Raw genomic sequence first — 15,337 nt, forward strand, 5'->3', positions numbered from 1 at the left:
ATTTAATTTTCAATAATCAACTCACTTTTACCATTAAAACCAACTGAAACTCCATCATTTTCGGACCTGATATATAATGCTAAAGTGATTTCTCTTTCTGGTAAATTATTGATAATATTAGCTGATTCAAGCATCTCAAATGTTACATTGTTGCTTGTTATCCTACTTTCTTGAATTAGCTCATTATCTGTTTCATTATACAATTCAAAAATAAAATTATTATCACTTCTTGATGTTTTCGCTACTGCTGTATAACTTATTGAACTTGCATTTTCCCAATCTCTTTTATCAAAACGAATTAACTCTCCCAATTTAAGTCTAGAAGTACTTGACGTTCCTGAATAACTTCCATTAATTGCTCCATGGTAAATCAGCAATCTTGTTTCTTTGTAGGAATCTCCATTTAATCCATTACAAATAAACTGTGTAGAAGTTACTTCTTCATTTTCTAATTCAGAATTTGAATTAACGTCTACACCTGATTCTATTTTAATTCCTCCTGCTTCACAAACAGATCCAGCACTTTCATTTGTTATTTTTGTTAAACTACTATCCCCAGGAGCTCCATTACATACATAGGATGTGGAAGTAATCTCTGATTCATTTAATATTCCATCTGAGTTTGTATCTATTCCTAAATTTATTTTAACTCCTCCATTTTCACAATTTTCTCCTGCTAACTCAGTTATCACAGATGTCAAACTATTGCTTCCATTAAGTCCATTACATATATAACTTGTAGTTTGAACTTCATTCATTTCTAATAACCCATCTGAATTATTATCTATTCCTACATCTAATTTAATTCCTCCGTTTTCGCAATTTTCTCCCGCAGGTACATTTGTTATATTTACAAGACTACTTAAACCATTTTCTCCTGCTGGCCCAGCAACACCATCTTCTCCTTGGCATCCTATTAAGAAAAGAGAGATTATACAATAAATAGTTTTCTTTGTTTTTCCTTGTTTCATTTTTAATAATTTGAACTGTTATTTATATTTAGTTTAGAATTTTAATTTTGACGTGTAAAACAATAATTAGACTAAAATGAATAATACTATGAGAATTCGTTTTATTTCTTAAATTATTAGCCCTCAAAAAGAGTTAAGAAAATTTTTTATAGAAAATTATATAAAGTGGTAAACATAGCTTTTAGTCTTTTTCAATTGGTACAAATATACATGTATTTGCAATGATACCTTACCACTAAATCAAATATTCTTATTTTATTTAGTGGTAAGGTATCATCTCTTATTTAACTTTTTAAATACTATATAAAATAGAAAAGGCCGTTCTTACGAACAGCCTTTCTAATTTACTTTATCTTCTTGCTATATAATTAGTTTTTAAAACGTTTTAATCCGTCTTTTAACCAATTATGATACGTTAATTTATCTGTGTATTGTTGTGGTGAATTCAATACTTCTAATTCTGGACTCATTAATACATAATAAGGTTGAGAAGCGTTTTTAAAGTTTACACTTTGTAAAGTTGCCCACTTTTCACCATACGTTCTAATTTTCTTGATTTTTCCGTTAGGCTTCACATAATCGAACTGCTTGTCTATTGGAAGTTTATTCTCATTATCATCTACATATAATGAAATTAATACATAATCATTCTTTAATGTATTATAGATATTATTTTCACTCCATACATTTTCTTCCATTTTACGACAGTTAACACAAGCCCATCCTGTAAAGTCTAATAATACTGGTTTATTTACAGATTTAGCATATGCCATTCCTTCATCAAAATCTTTAAAACAGTTTAATGCTAACGGACAGCTATTATCTTGCTTATAAACACTATAGAATTGTGGTGGTGCAAAACCACTTAATAAGTTTAAGTTCCACATTGGTTTTTGCATTAAACCTGGTGCTAAATAAGCTCCAAACCCTAATACTCCTAAACCTAAAATAATTCTTAATCCAGAAACACGCTTTACTTTTGGTCCACCAGGGAATTTAATAACTCCGAATAAGAAGAATGCCGCTAATACAGCAATTAAAATCCAAATTCCGATGAATACTTCTCTCTTAAGGAAATTCCATTGACCAACTAAGTCTGCATTTGATAAGAATTTAAATGCTAATGCTAATTCAACAAATCCTAACATAACTGTAATTGCCTTCATCCAGAAACCAGATTTTGGAAGTGCTTTTAATAAGTTAGGGAATAATGCGAAGAATGCAAACGGTAATGCTAATGCTAAACCAAATCCTCCCATACCAGCAGTTAATTGCATTGGTCCTCCATCTGAAGTTAATGAACCTGCTAATAATGAACCTAAGATTGGTCCTGTACAAGAAAATGATACAATAGCTAATGTTAATGCCATGAAGAAAATTCCTAAGATTCCTCCAACTCCAGATGCTGAATCTGTTTTGTTACTCCAAGAACTTGGTAGTGTAATTGTATAAAAACCGAAGAAAGATCCTGCAAAGAAAATTAATACAATAAAGAAGAATATATTTAACCACATATTCGTAGAAATTGTATTTAAAATTGCTGGGTCTAAGTTTTCAGCAAAGTGGAAAGGTAAACTTAAGGCTACATAAATAGCAGCAATAAAGAAACCATAAATAACAGAATTCGTAATCCCTTTAGATTTTTTATCAGACTGTTTTGTAAAGAATGATACTGTTAATGGAATTAATGGGAATACACATGGTGTTAAGAAAGCAATTAAACCTCCTAAGAATCCTAAAAGAAAAATATTTACAAGATTGTTCTTTTTATCTTTTTCTTCTGATTCTTCTCCTATATCTGTATTTAATAACTCTTCATTTTTAAGATCTAATTTTAAAGAATTTGTGATCGCCTGGCTTTTTTCGTCTACTGTTGCTACAGTTTCTACTACTTCACCACCATCTAATGAGAATGTAAAATCATCATCATACGGTAAACAAAATTCTTTACATACTTGAGCATCTATATTTAAAGATACTTGTCTTACAGAAGGATCATCTACTTTAATACGTTGTACTAATTGTGCTTCTTCTACAAAAAAGATTTCATCAACCCCCCAGATTTCACTGTATTCTGTGGTTGTTTCACTCTCTGTAGCTTTACCAACAAGTGTAAACCCAGATTCTCCTTCTGATGGTTTAATTGTCATTGGTAGCGAAGCATCTTGTGGATTATATTGTGAATATAAATGCCATTCATCTTCAATGTAAACATTAAAAATCAAATCGTACTCAGTGTCAGAGATTTTCTTTACTGAGGTCTCAACCTCTATCGGTGCATCATCTTGGGCATAAATTGAAGAGGTAAATCCTAGGATTAGTAAAAGTAAGGTAAAAACTCTTTTCATTGTTATTGGGGTTATTTTATATACTTATTTTTAAAAAATTCTCAGTTGTGGAAGTTGGTAAAAATCTTCTGTCCTGCCGCATTCCGACAATCCATATGATTTCATTATTGGCGTTACAAAGTAACCAAGTTTCGTCTTTTTGAAATTGCGATAATTTTTCGTCTTTAAAAAACTTACTTACTTTTTTCTTACCAAACATGCCAGTTGGATAGAAAAAATCACCGTCCTCCCGTTTTCTTAAAATCATCGGGAAAGTTACTAAATTTTTGTTAACTAAAGCATAATTTTTGGATTCCGATTGTTTTTTGTCCATAATTTCTATATGGAGTCTAATTGGTTCGTCTACAGTGGTTATACCTTTTTCAATTATGAATTTTTGCTTCCCTTTGGCTATTTCATGACGACTCTTAAGGATTAAAAAGGCTCTATCCTTAAGTAATACGTGGGTTTTCGAGCGAATTTGCTTACCAGATTGTGCTGTTAGCAAATCAAAAACATTATCCCATTCTGTAAAATTATATGTCTTTAACAAGGCATATAAATACGCCTTGGGACTCGACAATTTTAACACTTTTTCGATGTCAATTCTTACCTCATCTCCTACTTTTAATAGTATTTGAGGAGTAATTTCTTTTACTTTTTCAGCTATTATTGCACTACTTTCTTCTAAATGCGCAATCGTTCTCGAAAAACTGTTTAATAAATTAGGATTTATTTCCTTTAAAACGGGAATAACTTGATGTCTAATTCTATTCCTAATATATTTTATTTCTGAATTAGACGCATCTTCTCTCCACGCTATTTGATTATTTTTTGCATAGGCTAAAATCTCCTCTCTAGAGAAAGGCAGTAATGGTCTAATTATTTCTTTATTTTGTTTTGGAATTCCTGTTAACCCTTCTAATCCAGTACCTCTGGACATGTTTATTAAAAAAGTTTCCAGATTATCATCTGCATGATGGCCAGTTACAAGATAACCTAGTTGATGTTCTTTTCTTATTTCTGAAAACCATTGATAACGCAATTCTCTTGCAGCTAACTGAATAGATAGCTTTTGTTTTTCTGCATATTCCTTTGTATCAAACTTTTTGACAAAAGTTATTACATTTAATTCTTTTCCTAGTTCTTTTACAAAGTCTTCATCTAAATTGCTTGCTTCTCCTCTTAGTTTAAAATTACAATGTGCTAGAAAAATTTCATATCCTAATCCATGGAGTAAGTGTGCTAATACCACACTATCTATTCCTCCAGAAATAGCTACGAGTAGTTTTTTCCCTTTTATAAAAGGAAAATCATTATTTATATGCTTTTCAAGCGATAACTTCATTAATCTACAGCATCGTTTTGTTTGTGCAACCATTGTAAAATATCAGTCAACACCTCTTCTTTACAAAGATCGTTATGTAACTCATGATACCCTCCTTCGTATAATTTTAAAGTTGCATGTTTATTATTTTTAGCAAATGCTTTTGTTCCTTCTGGACTTATTAATTTATCTTCTGTACCATGTAATAATAACATTGGCACATTACCTTTTGCTGCATTTTCTATAGCCCACGCTCCTCTATCTATAAAAGATAATGAAAAATTAGGACTTACTTTTCCGTGAATTAACGAATCTTCTATATATTTCTTTACCTCATTTTCATCTCTAGAGATAAAACTTGCATCGACTTCATTTCCTAATGTAATAGACGGTGCTATTTTTTGCATGATTTTACCTAGAGATAGTTTCCATGCTGGAGGTTGAAACGCTAATTGTAAAAATGGACTTGTTGCAATTACTCCATTCAAGTCATGATCTCTCGATAACATGTAGTTAATTACTGCATTTCCTCCCATAGAATGTCCGTATAAGAAAATTGGTTTTTCACCGAAGATTTCTTTCGTTTTTTCAATAAATTTCCCAACACTATCTAAAACACTTTCATACCCTGGATTATGCCCTCTTTTTCCTAATGTTTTTCCATGTCCGAAATGATCAAAAGCTGCTACACCAAATCCATCTTTTACCAATACTTCTGCTACATGTGCAAATCTTCCAGAATGCTCTCCCAATCCATGTAAAATAAGTACAACAGCTTTTACAGTATCTGATTTCCAATACTGACCAAAAAATGTTGTATTTAATTCTTTAAATTGTAGTGTTTTGTGTTCCATTTTTTATTGTTTTAAAGGGTTTGTTAGCACATATTTCATTGCTTTAGCTTTTAACAAGCATTCTTCATATTCTTTTTCTGGAGTAGATTTTGCAGTAATAGCACCTCCAACTGAATAGGAAATATATTTTTTTTCTGCATTATACAAAATACTTCTGATAACAACATTAAAATCGAAATCTCCTTCTGGTGTAAAATACCCTACACTACCTGAATAAAGTCCTCTTTTTGTTTCTTCTAAGTTTTCTATAATTTGCATTGCAGATATTTTAGGTGCACCTGTCATACTTCCCATAGGAAATGTATCTCTAATAACATCTACAGGATGTACATCTTCTTTTATTTCTGAAACTACAGTAGATATTAGTTGATGAACTTGCTTAAACGAATATACTTTGCATAATTCTTCTACAGTTACACTTCCTTTTTTAGCCGTTCTAGATAGATCGTTTCTAACTAAATCTACAATCATAATATTTTCTGAACGTTCTTTTTCATCTCTAGCTAAATCAAACGCGATTTTTTCATCTTCTATAGGATCTACAAAGCGTTTGGCTGTTCCTTTTATAGGTTGTGATATAATTTTTGCTCCTTCTTTTCGTATGTATCTTTCTGGTGAGGCAGATAATAAATACAATTCTTCGCTTTTAAAAAACGTAGCAAAAGGAGGTTGTGATATCTGATTAAGGTGTACATAAACATTATATGGATTTATTTCTGCGTTTTCTGCATAGAATTCCTGACAGAAATTTGCTTCATAAATATCTCCTCTTTTTATATGATCTATGACTTTACCGACCTTTGAATGATATTCGTCTTTATGAATACGTAATTTAATTTTTACTTCTGAGTTTTCATTTACAATTTCTTTTGAAATTGTTCCTAATATCTGTTCAAAATCATCTTCAATTTCATCATCTACAACTCTTAAATAGGAAAAATAAGCCTCATTATTTTTAATAAAAATTAATTTCTGAGGTTGAAAAAAGTATAAATCTGGAAAATCTAAACCATCAAAATTATCTGATTTTAAACGTTCTGTATCATTTTTTAAATCATAGGAAAGATAACCGAAGATATAATCTTTAGTATATGATTGGTATTCTTTTAATTTTTCAAACCCTTCATGAAAATCTGTTTTTATAGAGGTAAACTCCTCAACAGCTAATACACAATCGAAACTAGAATATGTTTGTGCATAGGTATTACTATCTAAAAACACAATGGTTTCGTACTGTTGTCCCCAGTTTAATAATTGCTCTTTAAAGGTTGCTACGTCCTCTAAAAAAAATGTTTGTTCCGTTCGTAAAGGCATCACGCAAAAGTAATCAATGAACAGAGATTGAAAAAAAATAAGGTTAGGATATCCCAACCTTATTTTTATAAAAGTGTGTTAATTTTAAGTTCGTTTGTTTTCTTTAATAATTCTTTTAGAAATCTAACACTCTTTTTAAACCTATTGCTAAGTTTCTTTCCAAAACAGAAAACTTATTATCTGCATTAAAAATACTTTTCATATCGTCAAAAACATGTTGAACTTGATCTTTTGTATATCCTAGATCTTCTATTGTTTTTCTTATTTTTTGAATTGCTTGATAATCATTATCCTCTTTAAACTCTTCATACATGCTATCAAATGTGTCTTCAGACACCATTTGCTTTATTAATTTTACTTCATCAGGAGATTCTTCTAAATCTGCATTCATAGAGAAAATGCAAACATAAGCTTGTAATTCTTCTGGAGTCCAATCTGTGTTTAGTATTATTGCTGACATTCTTCTAGATTTTATTAATTACAACTCTAAACTAACACAATGAATTACAAATAACTATGATATCTATCATGTTTCTAAGAACTTCAATATTTATTTTTCTAGCAATTGCTTCTTTTTATCATAACGCTAACTGATTAAACTCTAAACTTAACCTTGCTAATAACATTAATTCTGATTTGTTTTTTCCTGCAAAAGCTCCGGCTATACTACTGGAAGTTTCCATAATCAATTTCTTTACTTCTCTTGTAAAAAAGAATGAATGGTTATGATAATATTCTATAAAATCGGCATAGCAATCGTCTGAAGTTGCATTTTTACTATACAACCAATCAAAAACAATTTCTATTTGGTATGCTGTATCTGTGCCAAAAACATCAAAAGTTTCATCAACTGCTAGCCATTTTTCTTTCACAATCTTCTTAAGCACTTCTATTTCTTTAGTATCCACCGCATTATCAGATTTAGCTACTGCATAGAAGACTTTCCCTATGTTTTGATAAAACTTTATATTTAATTTTTGCGTACTCATCTTTTAAGTATTTTACATACAAAGCTATACGTAAACTGTGATTTTTTAAATGATAAAAATCAGTTTTACTTGTACTAGAAAACCTATATTTATACTAAATATGTTGATCTATGTTTAACACAGAAGAAACTATCGCTTTTGATATTTTATTTGAAGCTGTATCTGAAGCTGTAATTGTTGTGGATCGTACACAAACAATTAAAGTAGTAAATTCATCTACAGAAGAAATGTTTGGTTACGAAGAAGGGGAATTGATTAACAAACCGTTGGAGATTCTTATCCCTAAAAAATATAAAGAGCATCATAGCGCTCATTTTAACTCTTTTTTAGGTTCTCAACAAAAAAGACAAATGGGACATGGTAGAGATTTATATGCTGCTCATAAAAACGGTAATGTTTTTCCTATTGAAGTAGGGTTAAATCCTTTTCAAATACAAGGTGAACATTATATTATGGCACTTGTAATTGATACTTCTTTAAGAAAACATCAAGAATTAGAAATTCTTGAATTAAACACTAAGTTAGAAAACAAAGTACGAGAACGTACACGTAGCTTGAGCGATACCGTTAATAAGCTCGAGAAAATGAATCAGCAACTAGACGAAGAAAATAAAAAAAGAGTTGAAGCTGAAAATAAAGTAAAGATTGCATTAAAAAAAGAACGAGAGTTAAACGAATTAAAAACAAAATTTTTGTCTCTAGTTTCTCATGAATTTAAAACTCCTTTAAGTGGTATTTTAACTTCTAGCATGCTTATTTCTAAATATAAACTTACAGAACAACAAGAAAAAAGAGAAAAGCATTTATCTATAATTAATAGTAAAGTACATTACCTCAACAATATTTTAAATGATTTCTTATCTATTGAAAAATTAGAAAAAGGAGAAATTAAATATAATATTTCTGATTTCGATATTCAAAGAGCACTGAAAGAAGCCGTTAACGGTGCTAGCTTATTATTAAAACCTGGGCAAGAAATTATTTATCCAAAAGACGAAGTGTATTCTCTTTTACATCAAGACGAAAAAATATTAGAATTGACGCTTTCTAATCTTTTGAGTAATGCTGTAAAATATTCTCCAGAAAATTCAACGATTCATATTACAATTAAACAGGATGACGAAAAAACAACTTTTAATGTTATTGATGAAGGTTTTGGAATTCCTGAAAAAGATCAAAAAAATATATTCCGTCGCTATTTTAGAGCAGAAAACGTTTTATTAAATCAAGGTACTGGAATTGGGTTAAATATTGTAAAAAGTCATTTAACCAATTTAGGCGGTACCATTACTTTTAAAAGTAAAGAAAAAATAGGTTCTACTTTTACAATTACCATACCCAACAAAGCTGACTTATGAAAAAAATATTATTAATCGAAGACGATATTACTTTACGTGAAAACACTGCAGAATTACTTGAATTATCTGGTTATTACAACGTAATTACTGCTGCAAATGGTACACAAGGGGTTGCTACTGCGCTAAAGGAGTTACCAGATATTATTGTTTGCGATATTATGATGCCAGAATTAGATGGTTATGGTGTTTTACAAGAATTATCTAGAAACGCTAGCACACAATTTATTCCTTTTATATTCTTATCTGCAAAAACTGAAAGAAGTGATATTAGAAAAGGAATGAATTTAGGTGCCGATGATTATATTACAAAACCTTTTACTGAAGATGAATTAACCAGTGCTATTGAAAGTAGATTGGCTAAATCACTAATTTTAAATGAGCAAAGAGCACAACAACCAGAAATAGCAACTGAACCAGAGCAAGATGAGTTACGAAATCTGAATGATTTAAAAAACTTTTTTGACGACAATGGTACCGTATTTACTTTTAAGAACAATGAAAAAGTATTTGAAGAAGGGGATAATTCTAATTACATTTTTTTAGTTGCTAAAGGAACTGTAAAATGTTCTAAATTAAATGAACAAGGCAAAACACTTACCACTTCTTTATACAAAGAAGACGATTTGTTTGGGTACACTTCTTTTTCTCAAAACCAAGCTTATCAAGAAACAGCCATTGCTATTGCTCCTACCGAATTGGTTGGGTTAAAAAAATCTGAGTTTATTTATCTTTTACAACAAAATCATAAAGTTGTTTTAAGTATGGTAGATTTATTAACAGACAACCTTAAAGATGTAAAAGAACAATTGTTAGATATGGCATATAATTCTGTTCACAAAAAAACAGCAGATACACTTTTAATGTTTGCTGAAAAAATTAATAGAAAACCAAACGATTTAATAAAAGTATCTCGTCATGATTTAGCCAGTGTTGCTGGTATTGCCACCGAAACATTAATTAGAAGTATTTCTAAACTAAAGAAAGAAAGTATTATAGATATTGAAGGTAGAAACATTAAGATATTAGACTTAGATGCGTTAAAAATGGTTGAATAATTATTACTTAAAACAACTATTAATCAATACAAAACTATAAAAAGAGTTAGCTTAAAAAGTTAACTCTTTTTATTTATGTTATTATCATTATCCTAGCCAGCCTTCTCTATCTAAGCTTCTATATTGGATTGCTTCTGCTATATGATGTGGTTTTACTTCTAAAGAAGTATCTAAATCTGCAATAGTTCTACTTACTTTTAAAATTCTATCATAAGCTCTTGCAGATAAATTGAATTTTTCCATCGCATTCTTTAACAAGTTTTTACTCTCCTCCGTTAGAATACAATATTTTCGAATTTGCTTTACCGTCATTTGCGCGTTATAATGAACAGTTTCATTGTCTTTATAGCGTTCAGATTGTAATGTTCTTGCTTTTATTACTCTCTTTCGAATTTCTACACTGCTTTCTCCTTTTCTTTCTTCAGATAGTTTTTCAAATGGAACTGGAGTAACTTCAATATGAATATCTATACGATCTAATAACGGTCCTGATATTTTACTTAAGTAACGCTGCATTTCTACTGGAGTAGAATTTACTGGACTATTTGTATCGTTATTAAAATAACCTGAAGGACTAGGATTCATACTTGCCACTAACATAAAGCTGCTTGGATAGGTTATTGTAAACTTTGCTCTAGAAATCGTTACTTCTCTATCCTCTAAAGGCTGTCGCATTACTTCTAAAACAGAACGTTTAAATTCTGGCAATTCATCAAGAAACAATACTCCGTTATGTGCTAAAGAAATTTCTCCAGGTTGTGGATACTGACCTCCTCCAACTAAGGCTACATCTGATGTTGTATGATGTGGAGAACGAAATGGGCGCTGATATAAAATTCCTGAATCTTTTACTTTTCCTATTACAGAATGAATCTTAGTAGTTTCTAACGCCTCTTGCAAAGTCATTGGAGGTAAAATAGAAGGCAATCTTTTTGCTAGCATTGTTTTTCCTGCTCCCGGTGGTCCTATTAAAATAATATTATGTCCGCCAGCTGCAGCTATTTCCATACAACGTTTAATTGATTCTTGTCCTTTTACATCTGAAAAATCAAATTCGGGACATCCACATTTTTCATAAAATGCATCTTTAATATCAATTTTAGTAGGTTTTAATTTTTCTTTTCCATTAAAATGCTCAATTACTTCAGTAATATTATCAACTCCATATACATGCAAACCATGAACAATAGCAGCTTCTTTGGCATTTTCTTTAGGCACTATTAAATATTTAAACCCTTCTTCTTTTGCTTTAATAGCAATAGGTAACGCTCCTTTTATGGGTTGCAAACTTCCATCTAAAGAAAGCTCTCCCATAATTACATATTTATTTAGTTTTTCTGGACGAATTTGATTGGAAGCACCTAGAATTCCCATAGCAATTGTTAAATCGTATGCAGCTCCTTCTTTTCGGATATCTGCAGGTGCCATATTAATTATAATTTTCTTTCCAGGTAATTTAAAACCGTTGTTGGCAAGTGCGGCAGAAATCCTATATGAACTCTCTCTTACGGCATTGTCTGGTAATCCTACTAAATGATAACCAATTCCTTTATCAATATTAACTTCTACAGTAATTGTGATCGCCTCCACCCCGAATACGGCTGATCCATAAACTTTTACTAGCATTTTACTTTTTCTTGTAAAAATAGAAATTTATTCCATTTTCACAACATAAGACTCTGAATTACTTGCCATTGGATATCTATTCAAGAAAAAAACCAACTCTTCTCCTCCATATGCAACCGTTTTACATACACTTTTTTTAATAACATTTTTAGTAATGACTTCAAAGCAAACATCTGCCAAGCCTACTTCAGAAACAAAATCATCTAACTTTATAGATCGTGTATTTTTAGCAACAACTGCTCCATTTACTTTCCATTGATATGAAACATCCTTCTCTTCTACACTAGGAATTTCTTGTAAACGTATAAAATGACCTTCTTTAGTTTCTTTCTCAACTAATTCTGTATTTCTTTTACTTCCCTTTCTCTTTTTATGATTCCCTTTAAGGATATAGGTTCTCGTATTTAAATCGTTAACACCTAAATTATCTTTCTCTTGGGGTTTACATGATGTACACACTATAATAGAAATAAGTAATAGACATCTTGCAATTTTTAAAATATTCATTGTTTGTTTTTATGTATTGGTAGATTATAAACAGTTGAAACTAAAATTCCCCTACGTTTCATCACGATTTATTTTTAAAAAATGACTTGAGTATTTTTACTATTTTTAGCATTATGGAAGTTATTATCAATAGGCTAGAAAAATTAATAGACACAGGGCATTCGTATATTCAGAGAACATCTGTATTAGAGTTGAAATACAAACCCAATCCTAAAAAATGGTCTAAACAAGAGATTTTAGGTCATTTAATTGATTCTGCTATAAATAACTTGCAAAGATTTACCGAAATTCAGTTTACAGATTTTCCATATACAGTTAGAAGCTATCAACAAAATGAATTGGTTGTTGCAAACAAGTATCAAGATTCCGAAACAGAAGAATTATTAATGTTTTGGCTAGCTCTGAATCATAGGATTGCATATATAATGCAACATACAACGCAAGAAACATTAAATGAAACCATTATAGTCCCCAACGGAACAATGAAAGACGTCCGTTATTTAATGATAGATTATGTTGATCATTTAGAACATCACTTACTTCAAATAACAGTATAATTTTTTTCAAAACTTTGTTATTACATAATATATCTTTTCTTGAAGTTTTATCTTTCATAGCCATTTTACATTGCTTTGTTTTAAGTTTTGTTATTTTATTTTCTAAGTTTTTCAGAAGTAGTACAAATAAATATTTAGGCATTACTCTTTTTATTATAGGCATTGTTGGCTTAAATAATTGGTATTGGGATCGTGGAATGAACCCACAATTTATTAATGTATTAGATATATTCCTTTGGCAGTTTTTATATCCAATTACTTTATTTCAATTCTTTTATGGTTCTTCTAAACAACATATTATAAAATCGAAATACATCCGATTCCTTTATCTTCCTTTTTTCGTTCTTAGTATTATCAATTGTTTTATTTATTTAAGCACTATTTTTAAATTTTACGAATTACCAACAGTCATTGAACAACAACTTCCCTTATTTTACAGAAGTATTAGTTTTTTATCTATTGTTTTTCCATTAGGAATGATTTTACTTTCTCATAAACAGATTGCCTTAAACAAAGAACTAACTACAAAGAAATGGTTACTTTACCTTTGGTATTTCTTTTTAGTTATTGAATTATTAGGAATTGCATTAGAAGTACATAGATTCTTATATTCAGAAAAGCTACCACTTACCTATGTATGGGCTTTGACTTCTATTCTTATTTATTGGCTAATTTATAAAGGATTATATCAGTTCAAACTATCTAACGACCAATATGAAATACGAACAATTACAAAAAAACAAATTCCTACAACTATAGCTACTCAAAGTAAAAATGCTCACTTTCAAAAATTAATCACACTTCTTGAAGAAGAACAATTACATCATAATCCAAATTTGAGTAGAGATATGATTGCAGAACAACTTGGTATTAGTAATGGATATCTATCTCAAATTTTAAAAGAACACGCTTCTTCCAGTTTTTCAGATTTTATCAATTCCTATCGTATAAAGGATGTAAAAAAAATGATGAAAGATCCACAATTTGATAAATATAGTTTGCTCGCTATTGGATTGGAATGTGGTTTTAATTCTAAAACTTCATTTTACACCAACTTTAAAAAACAAACAGGACTTACTCCAAAGGAATTTAAAAACAAATAAGTTCTATTTTGTGTAAAGTGAAGGTTCTAGAACCTTTAAAACTCCTGTCACACCTAGGTTTGTTGAAAATTTAAAATAATGATGATAAAATTTTTAACTACCATTTTTTGTCTAATAACAATTTCAACAGCCTGTTCTCAATCTGCAAACGTAGCAAATTGGACAGAAGATATTAACCTATACAAAACCAACCTTGAAAAGTATCATATAGATTTATATAACAAAATCAGTAAAACTGAATTTGACCAAGAATTACAACAAATACAATCAAACTTAGATAAAAAAACAGATCTATCTGTAATTATTGATTTAATGCGACTCACTCGAAAAATTGGCGACGGTCATACTGCATTTTCTTTAAGAGGTATTGCAAAACATTTGTTCCCAATTGAAATCTACAAAACAAAAGGACAATGGCGCGTTATTAAAACTATCAATAAATACAAAAAACTTTTAGGCAAAAGATTGATTGCCATTGACGGAAAACCCATAAGTCAAATAGTAAAAGAAGTAAGTAAAATTGCTCAGTATGTCGAAAATGAACAATCTAATAGTATTCGAACAGCTCAGTATGCAATGATTTCTGAATTACTTTACGGTTTACAATTAACAGCCACGAAATATAATGCTGCTTTTACTTTTATTGATGACCAAAACAAGAAAACAACAGTAATGTTAAACTCAATTAGCAGCAAAGATTATTATGAAAATACTGACTTTATAAGCCTAGAAACTACAATTCCTGAAATAGAAAAACCAACAGACTTAAAACATGATTTCCTTTGGTTTAGTCCTATCAAAAATACTAAGGGTATTTATATAAAATTCGAAAGTTATCCTTCTTTTGATGAAATGCAAAAGTTTGGTGAATCTGTTTTAAAGTATATTCATGAAAATGATATAAAACAAATCGTTATCGATTTAAGAAACAATGGCGGTGGAGATTTTTTTGTGGGTACATTTTTAGCTTACTATTTAAATCTTGCAGATAGCGTAGACTGGAAATCTGGAGTTTATGTTTTAACAGATAATGTAACTTTTTCTGCAGCAACTAGCAATGCGTCACAATTTAGACAAATATTAAATGCTAAAATTGTTGGAGAACCTACAGGTTCCAATCCTTCAGGTTATCAAGATATGGGACAGTTTCAACTTCCTAATTCTGGAATAATTGTTACCTACTCAAAACGCCTTTTTAGATTTCAAGACACCTCAACTCAAGGTGTACAACCAGATGTATTTATTGCATATGATTGGGATAGTTATTCTAAAGGCATTGACAATATAATGCAATGGGTTCTTAACGATATAAAAGGAAAGGAATAATTGATTAGATAAATACTTTAAGA

The 15,337-nt window shown here is 30.0% G+C and carries 14 protein-coding genes; 5 read left to right on the forward strand and 9 right to left on the reverse strand.

Features of this window, described 5'->3' with window-relative positions:
• Positions 1-2: 2 nt before the first annotated feature.
• The 7 genes from ACKTTC_RS15515 to ACKTTC_RS15545 all read right to left on the reverse strand — a co-directional run bounded on the left by ACKTTC_RS15515 (position 3) and on the right by ACKTTC_RS15545 (position 7,782).
• Positions 3-971: a DUF7151 family protein gene (locus tag ACKTTC_RS15515; RefSeq protein WP_408040761.1), complete on the reverse strand. Its 969-nt coding sequence runs from the start codon at positions 969-971 to the stop codon at positions 3-5.
• 368 nt (positions 972-1,339) lie between these two features.
• Complete coding sequence (locus tag ACKTTC_RS15520; protein WP_408040762.1) at positions 1,340-3,319, reverse strand: protein-disulfide reductase DsbD family protein; 1,980 nt, start codon at positions 3,317-3,319, stop codon at positions 1,340-1,342.
• 16 nt (positions 3,320-3,335) lie between these two features.
• On the reverse strand, positions 3,336-4,646 hold the full coding sequence (gene tilS, locus ACKTTC_RS15525) for a tRNA lysidine(34) synthetase TilS (RefSeq protein ID WP_408040763.1): 1,311 nt from the start codon (positions 4,644-4,646) through the stop codon (positions 3,336-3,338).
• Positions 4,646-5,479: an alpha/beta hydrolase gene (locus tag ACKTTC_RS15530; protein WP_408040764.1), complete on the reverse strand. Its 834-nt coding sequence runs from the start codon at positions 5,477-5,479 to the stop codon at positions 4,646-4,648. Before ACKTTC_RS15530 ends, tilS begins: the two co-directional genes overlap by 1 nt.
• A gap of 3 nt (positions 5,480-5,482) precedes the next feature.
• Positions 5,483-6,793 (reverse strand): aminodeoxychorismate synthase component I, encoded by a 1,311-nt coding sequence (gene pabB / locus ACKTTC_RS15535; RefSeq protein WP_408040765.1) that lies wholly within the window; start codon positions 6,791-6,793, stop codon positions 5,483-5,485.
• Between the two features lie 115 nt (positions 6,794-6,908).
• Positions 6,909-7,253, reverse strand: coding sequence for a hypothetical protein (locus ACKTTC_RS15540; RefSeq protein WP_408040766.1), 345 nt, complete (start codon positions 7,251-7,253; stop codon positions 6,909-6,911).
• A 118-nt stretch (positions 7,254-7,371) separates the two neighbouring features.
• Positions 7,372-7,782 (reverse strand): hypothetical protein, encoded by a 411-nt coding sequence (locus ACKTTC_RS15545; RefSeq protein ID WP_408040767.1) that lies wholly within the window; start codon positions 7,780-7,782, stop codon positions 7,372-7,374.
• Positions 7,783-7,892: 110 nt separating this feature from the next.
• Here ACKTTC_RS15545 and ACKTTC_RS15550 point away from each other — a divergent pair, with 110 nt between their 5' ends.
• Together ACKTTC_RS15550 and ACKTTC_RS15555 are read left to right on the forward strand one after the other, a co-directional pair.
• On the forward strand, positions 7,893-9,140 hold the full coding sequence (locus tag ACKTTC_RS15550) for a PAS domain-containing sensor histidine kinase (RefSeq protein WP_408040768.1): 1,248 nt from the start codon (positions 7,893-7,895) through the stop codon (positions 9,138-9,140).
• Positions 9,137-10,195, forward strand: coding sequence for a response regulator (locus ACKTTC_RS15555; protein WP_408040769.1), 1,059 nt, complete (start codon positions 9,137-9,139; stop codon positions 10,193-10,195). The genes ACKTTC_RS15550 and ACKTTC_RS15555 overlap by 4 nt, the downstream gene beginning before the upstream one ends.
• Positions 10,196-10,282: 87 nt before the next feature.
• Here ACKTTC_RS15555 and ACKTTC_RS15560 read toward each other — a convergent pair whose 3' ends face one another.
• Entirely contained in the window at positions 10,283-11,821 is a 1,539-nt protein-coding gene (locus ACKTTC_RS15560) for a YifB family Mg chelatase-like AAA ATPase (protein WP_408040770.1), read from the reverse strand.
• A gap of 27 nt (positions 11,822-11,848) precedes the next feature.
• Positions 11,849-12,328, reverse strand: coding sequence for a hypothetical protein (locus tag ACKTTC_RS15565; RefSeq protein ID WP_408040771.1), 480 nt, complete (start codon positions 12,326-12,328; stop codon positions 11,849-11,851).
• Between the two features lie 86 nt (positions 12,329-12,414).
• Between ACKTTC_RS15565 and ACKTTC_RS15570 the strand changes: the two genes are divergently transcribed.
• The 3 genes from ACKTTC_RS15570 (at position 12,415) to ACKTTC_RS15580 (ending at position 15,314) form a co-directional block, all read left to right on the forward strand.
• Entirely contained in the window at positions 12,415-12,885 is a 471-nt protein-coding gene (locus ACKTTC_RS15570) for a DinB family protein (RefSeq protein WP_408040772.1), read from the forward strand.
• A gap of 14 nt (positions 12,886-12,899) precedes the next feature.
• Entirely contained in the window at positions 12,900-13,988 is a 1,089-nt protein-coding gene (locus ACKTTC_RS15575) for a helix-turn-helix transcriptional regulator (protein ID WP_408040773.1), read from the forward strand.
• 78 nt (positions 13,989-14,066) lie between these two features.
• The gene (locus tag ACKTTC_RS15580) at positions 14,067-15,314 is read left to right on the forward strand and encodes a S41 family peptidase (RefSeq protein ID WP_408040774.1); all 1,248 of its coding nucleotides are present in this window, start codon (positions 14,067-14,069) and stop codon (positions 15,312-15,314) included.
• Positions 15,315-15,337: the final 23 nt, after the last annotated feature.

This window comes from Tenacibaculum amylolyticum (assembly GCF_964511145.1).
GTDB lineage: Bacteria > Bacteroidota > Bacteroidia > Flavobacteriales > Flavobacteriaceae > Polaribacter > Polaribacter amylolyticum.

What these genes read in the sequence shown, in the direction of transcription:
- ACKTTC_RS15515 (WP_408040761.1), bottom strand. Translation starts at nt 971, where the DNA reads ATGAAACAAGGAAAAACAAAGAAAACTATTTATTGTATAATCTCTCTT.
- ACKTTC_RS15520 (WP_408040762.1), bottom strand. Translation starts at nt 3,319, where the DNA reads ATGAAAAGAGTTTTTACCTTACTTTTACTAATCCTAGGATTTACCTCT.
- ACKTTC_RS15540 (WP_408040766.1), bottom strand. Translation starts at nt 7,253, where the DNA reads ATGTCAGCAATAATACTAAACACAGATTGGACTCCAGAAGAATTACAA.
- ACKTTC_RS15565 (WP_408040771.1), bottom strand. Translation starts at nt 12,328, where the DNA reads ATGAATATTTTAAAAATTGCAAGATGTCTATTACTTATTTCTATTATA.
- ACKTTC_RS15530 (WP_408040764.1), bottom strand. Translation starts at nt 5,479, where the DNA reads ATGGAACACAAAACACTACAATTTAAAGAATTAAATACAACATTTTTT.
- ACKTTC_RS15550 (WP_408040768.1), top strand. Translation starts at nt 7,893, where the DNA reads ATGTTTAACACAGAAGAAACTATCGCTTTTGATATTTTATTTGAAGCT.
- ACKTTC_RS15545 (WP_408040767.1), bottom strand. Translation starts at nt 7,782, where the DNA reads ATGAGTACGCAAAAATTAAATATAAAGTTTTATCAAAACATAGGGAAA.
- ACKTTC_RS15555 (WP_408040769.1), top strand. Translation starts at nt 9,137, where the DNA reads ATGAAAAAAATATTATTAATCGAAGACGATATTACTTTACGTGAAAAC.
- pabB (WP_408040765.1), bottom strand. Translation starts at nt 6,793, where the DNA reads ATGCCTTTACGAACGGAACAAACATTTTTTTTAGAGGACGTAGCAACC.
- tilS (WP_408040763.1), bottom strand. Translation starts at nt 4,646, where the DNA reads ATGAAGTTATCGCTTGAAAAGCATATAAATAATGATTTTCCTTTTATA.
- ACKTTC_RS15560 (WP_408040770.1), bottom strand. Translation starts at nt 11,821, where the DNA reads ATGCTAGTAAAAGTTTATGGATCAGCCGTATTCGGGGTGGAGGCGATC.
- ACKTTC_RS15580 (WP_408040774.1), top strand. Translation starts at nt 14,067, where the DNA reads ATGATGATAAAATTTTTAACTACCATTTTTTGTCTAATAACAATTTCA.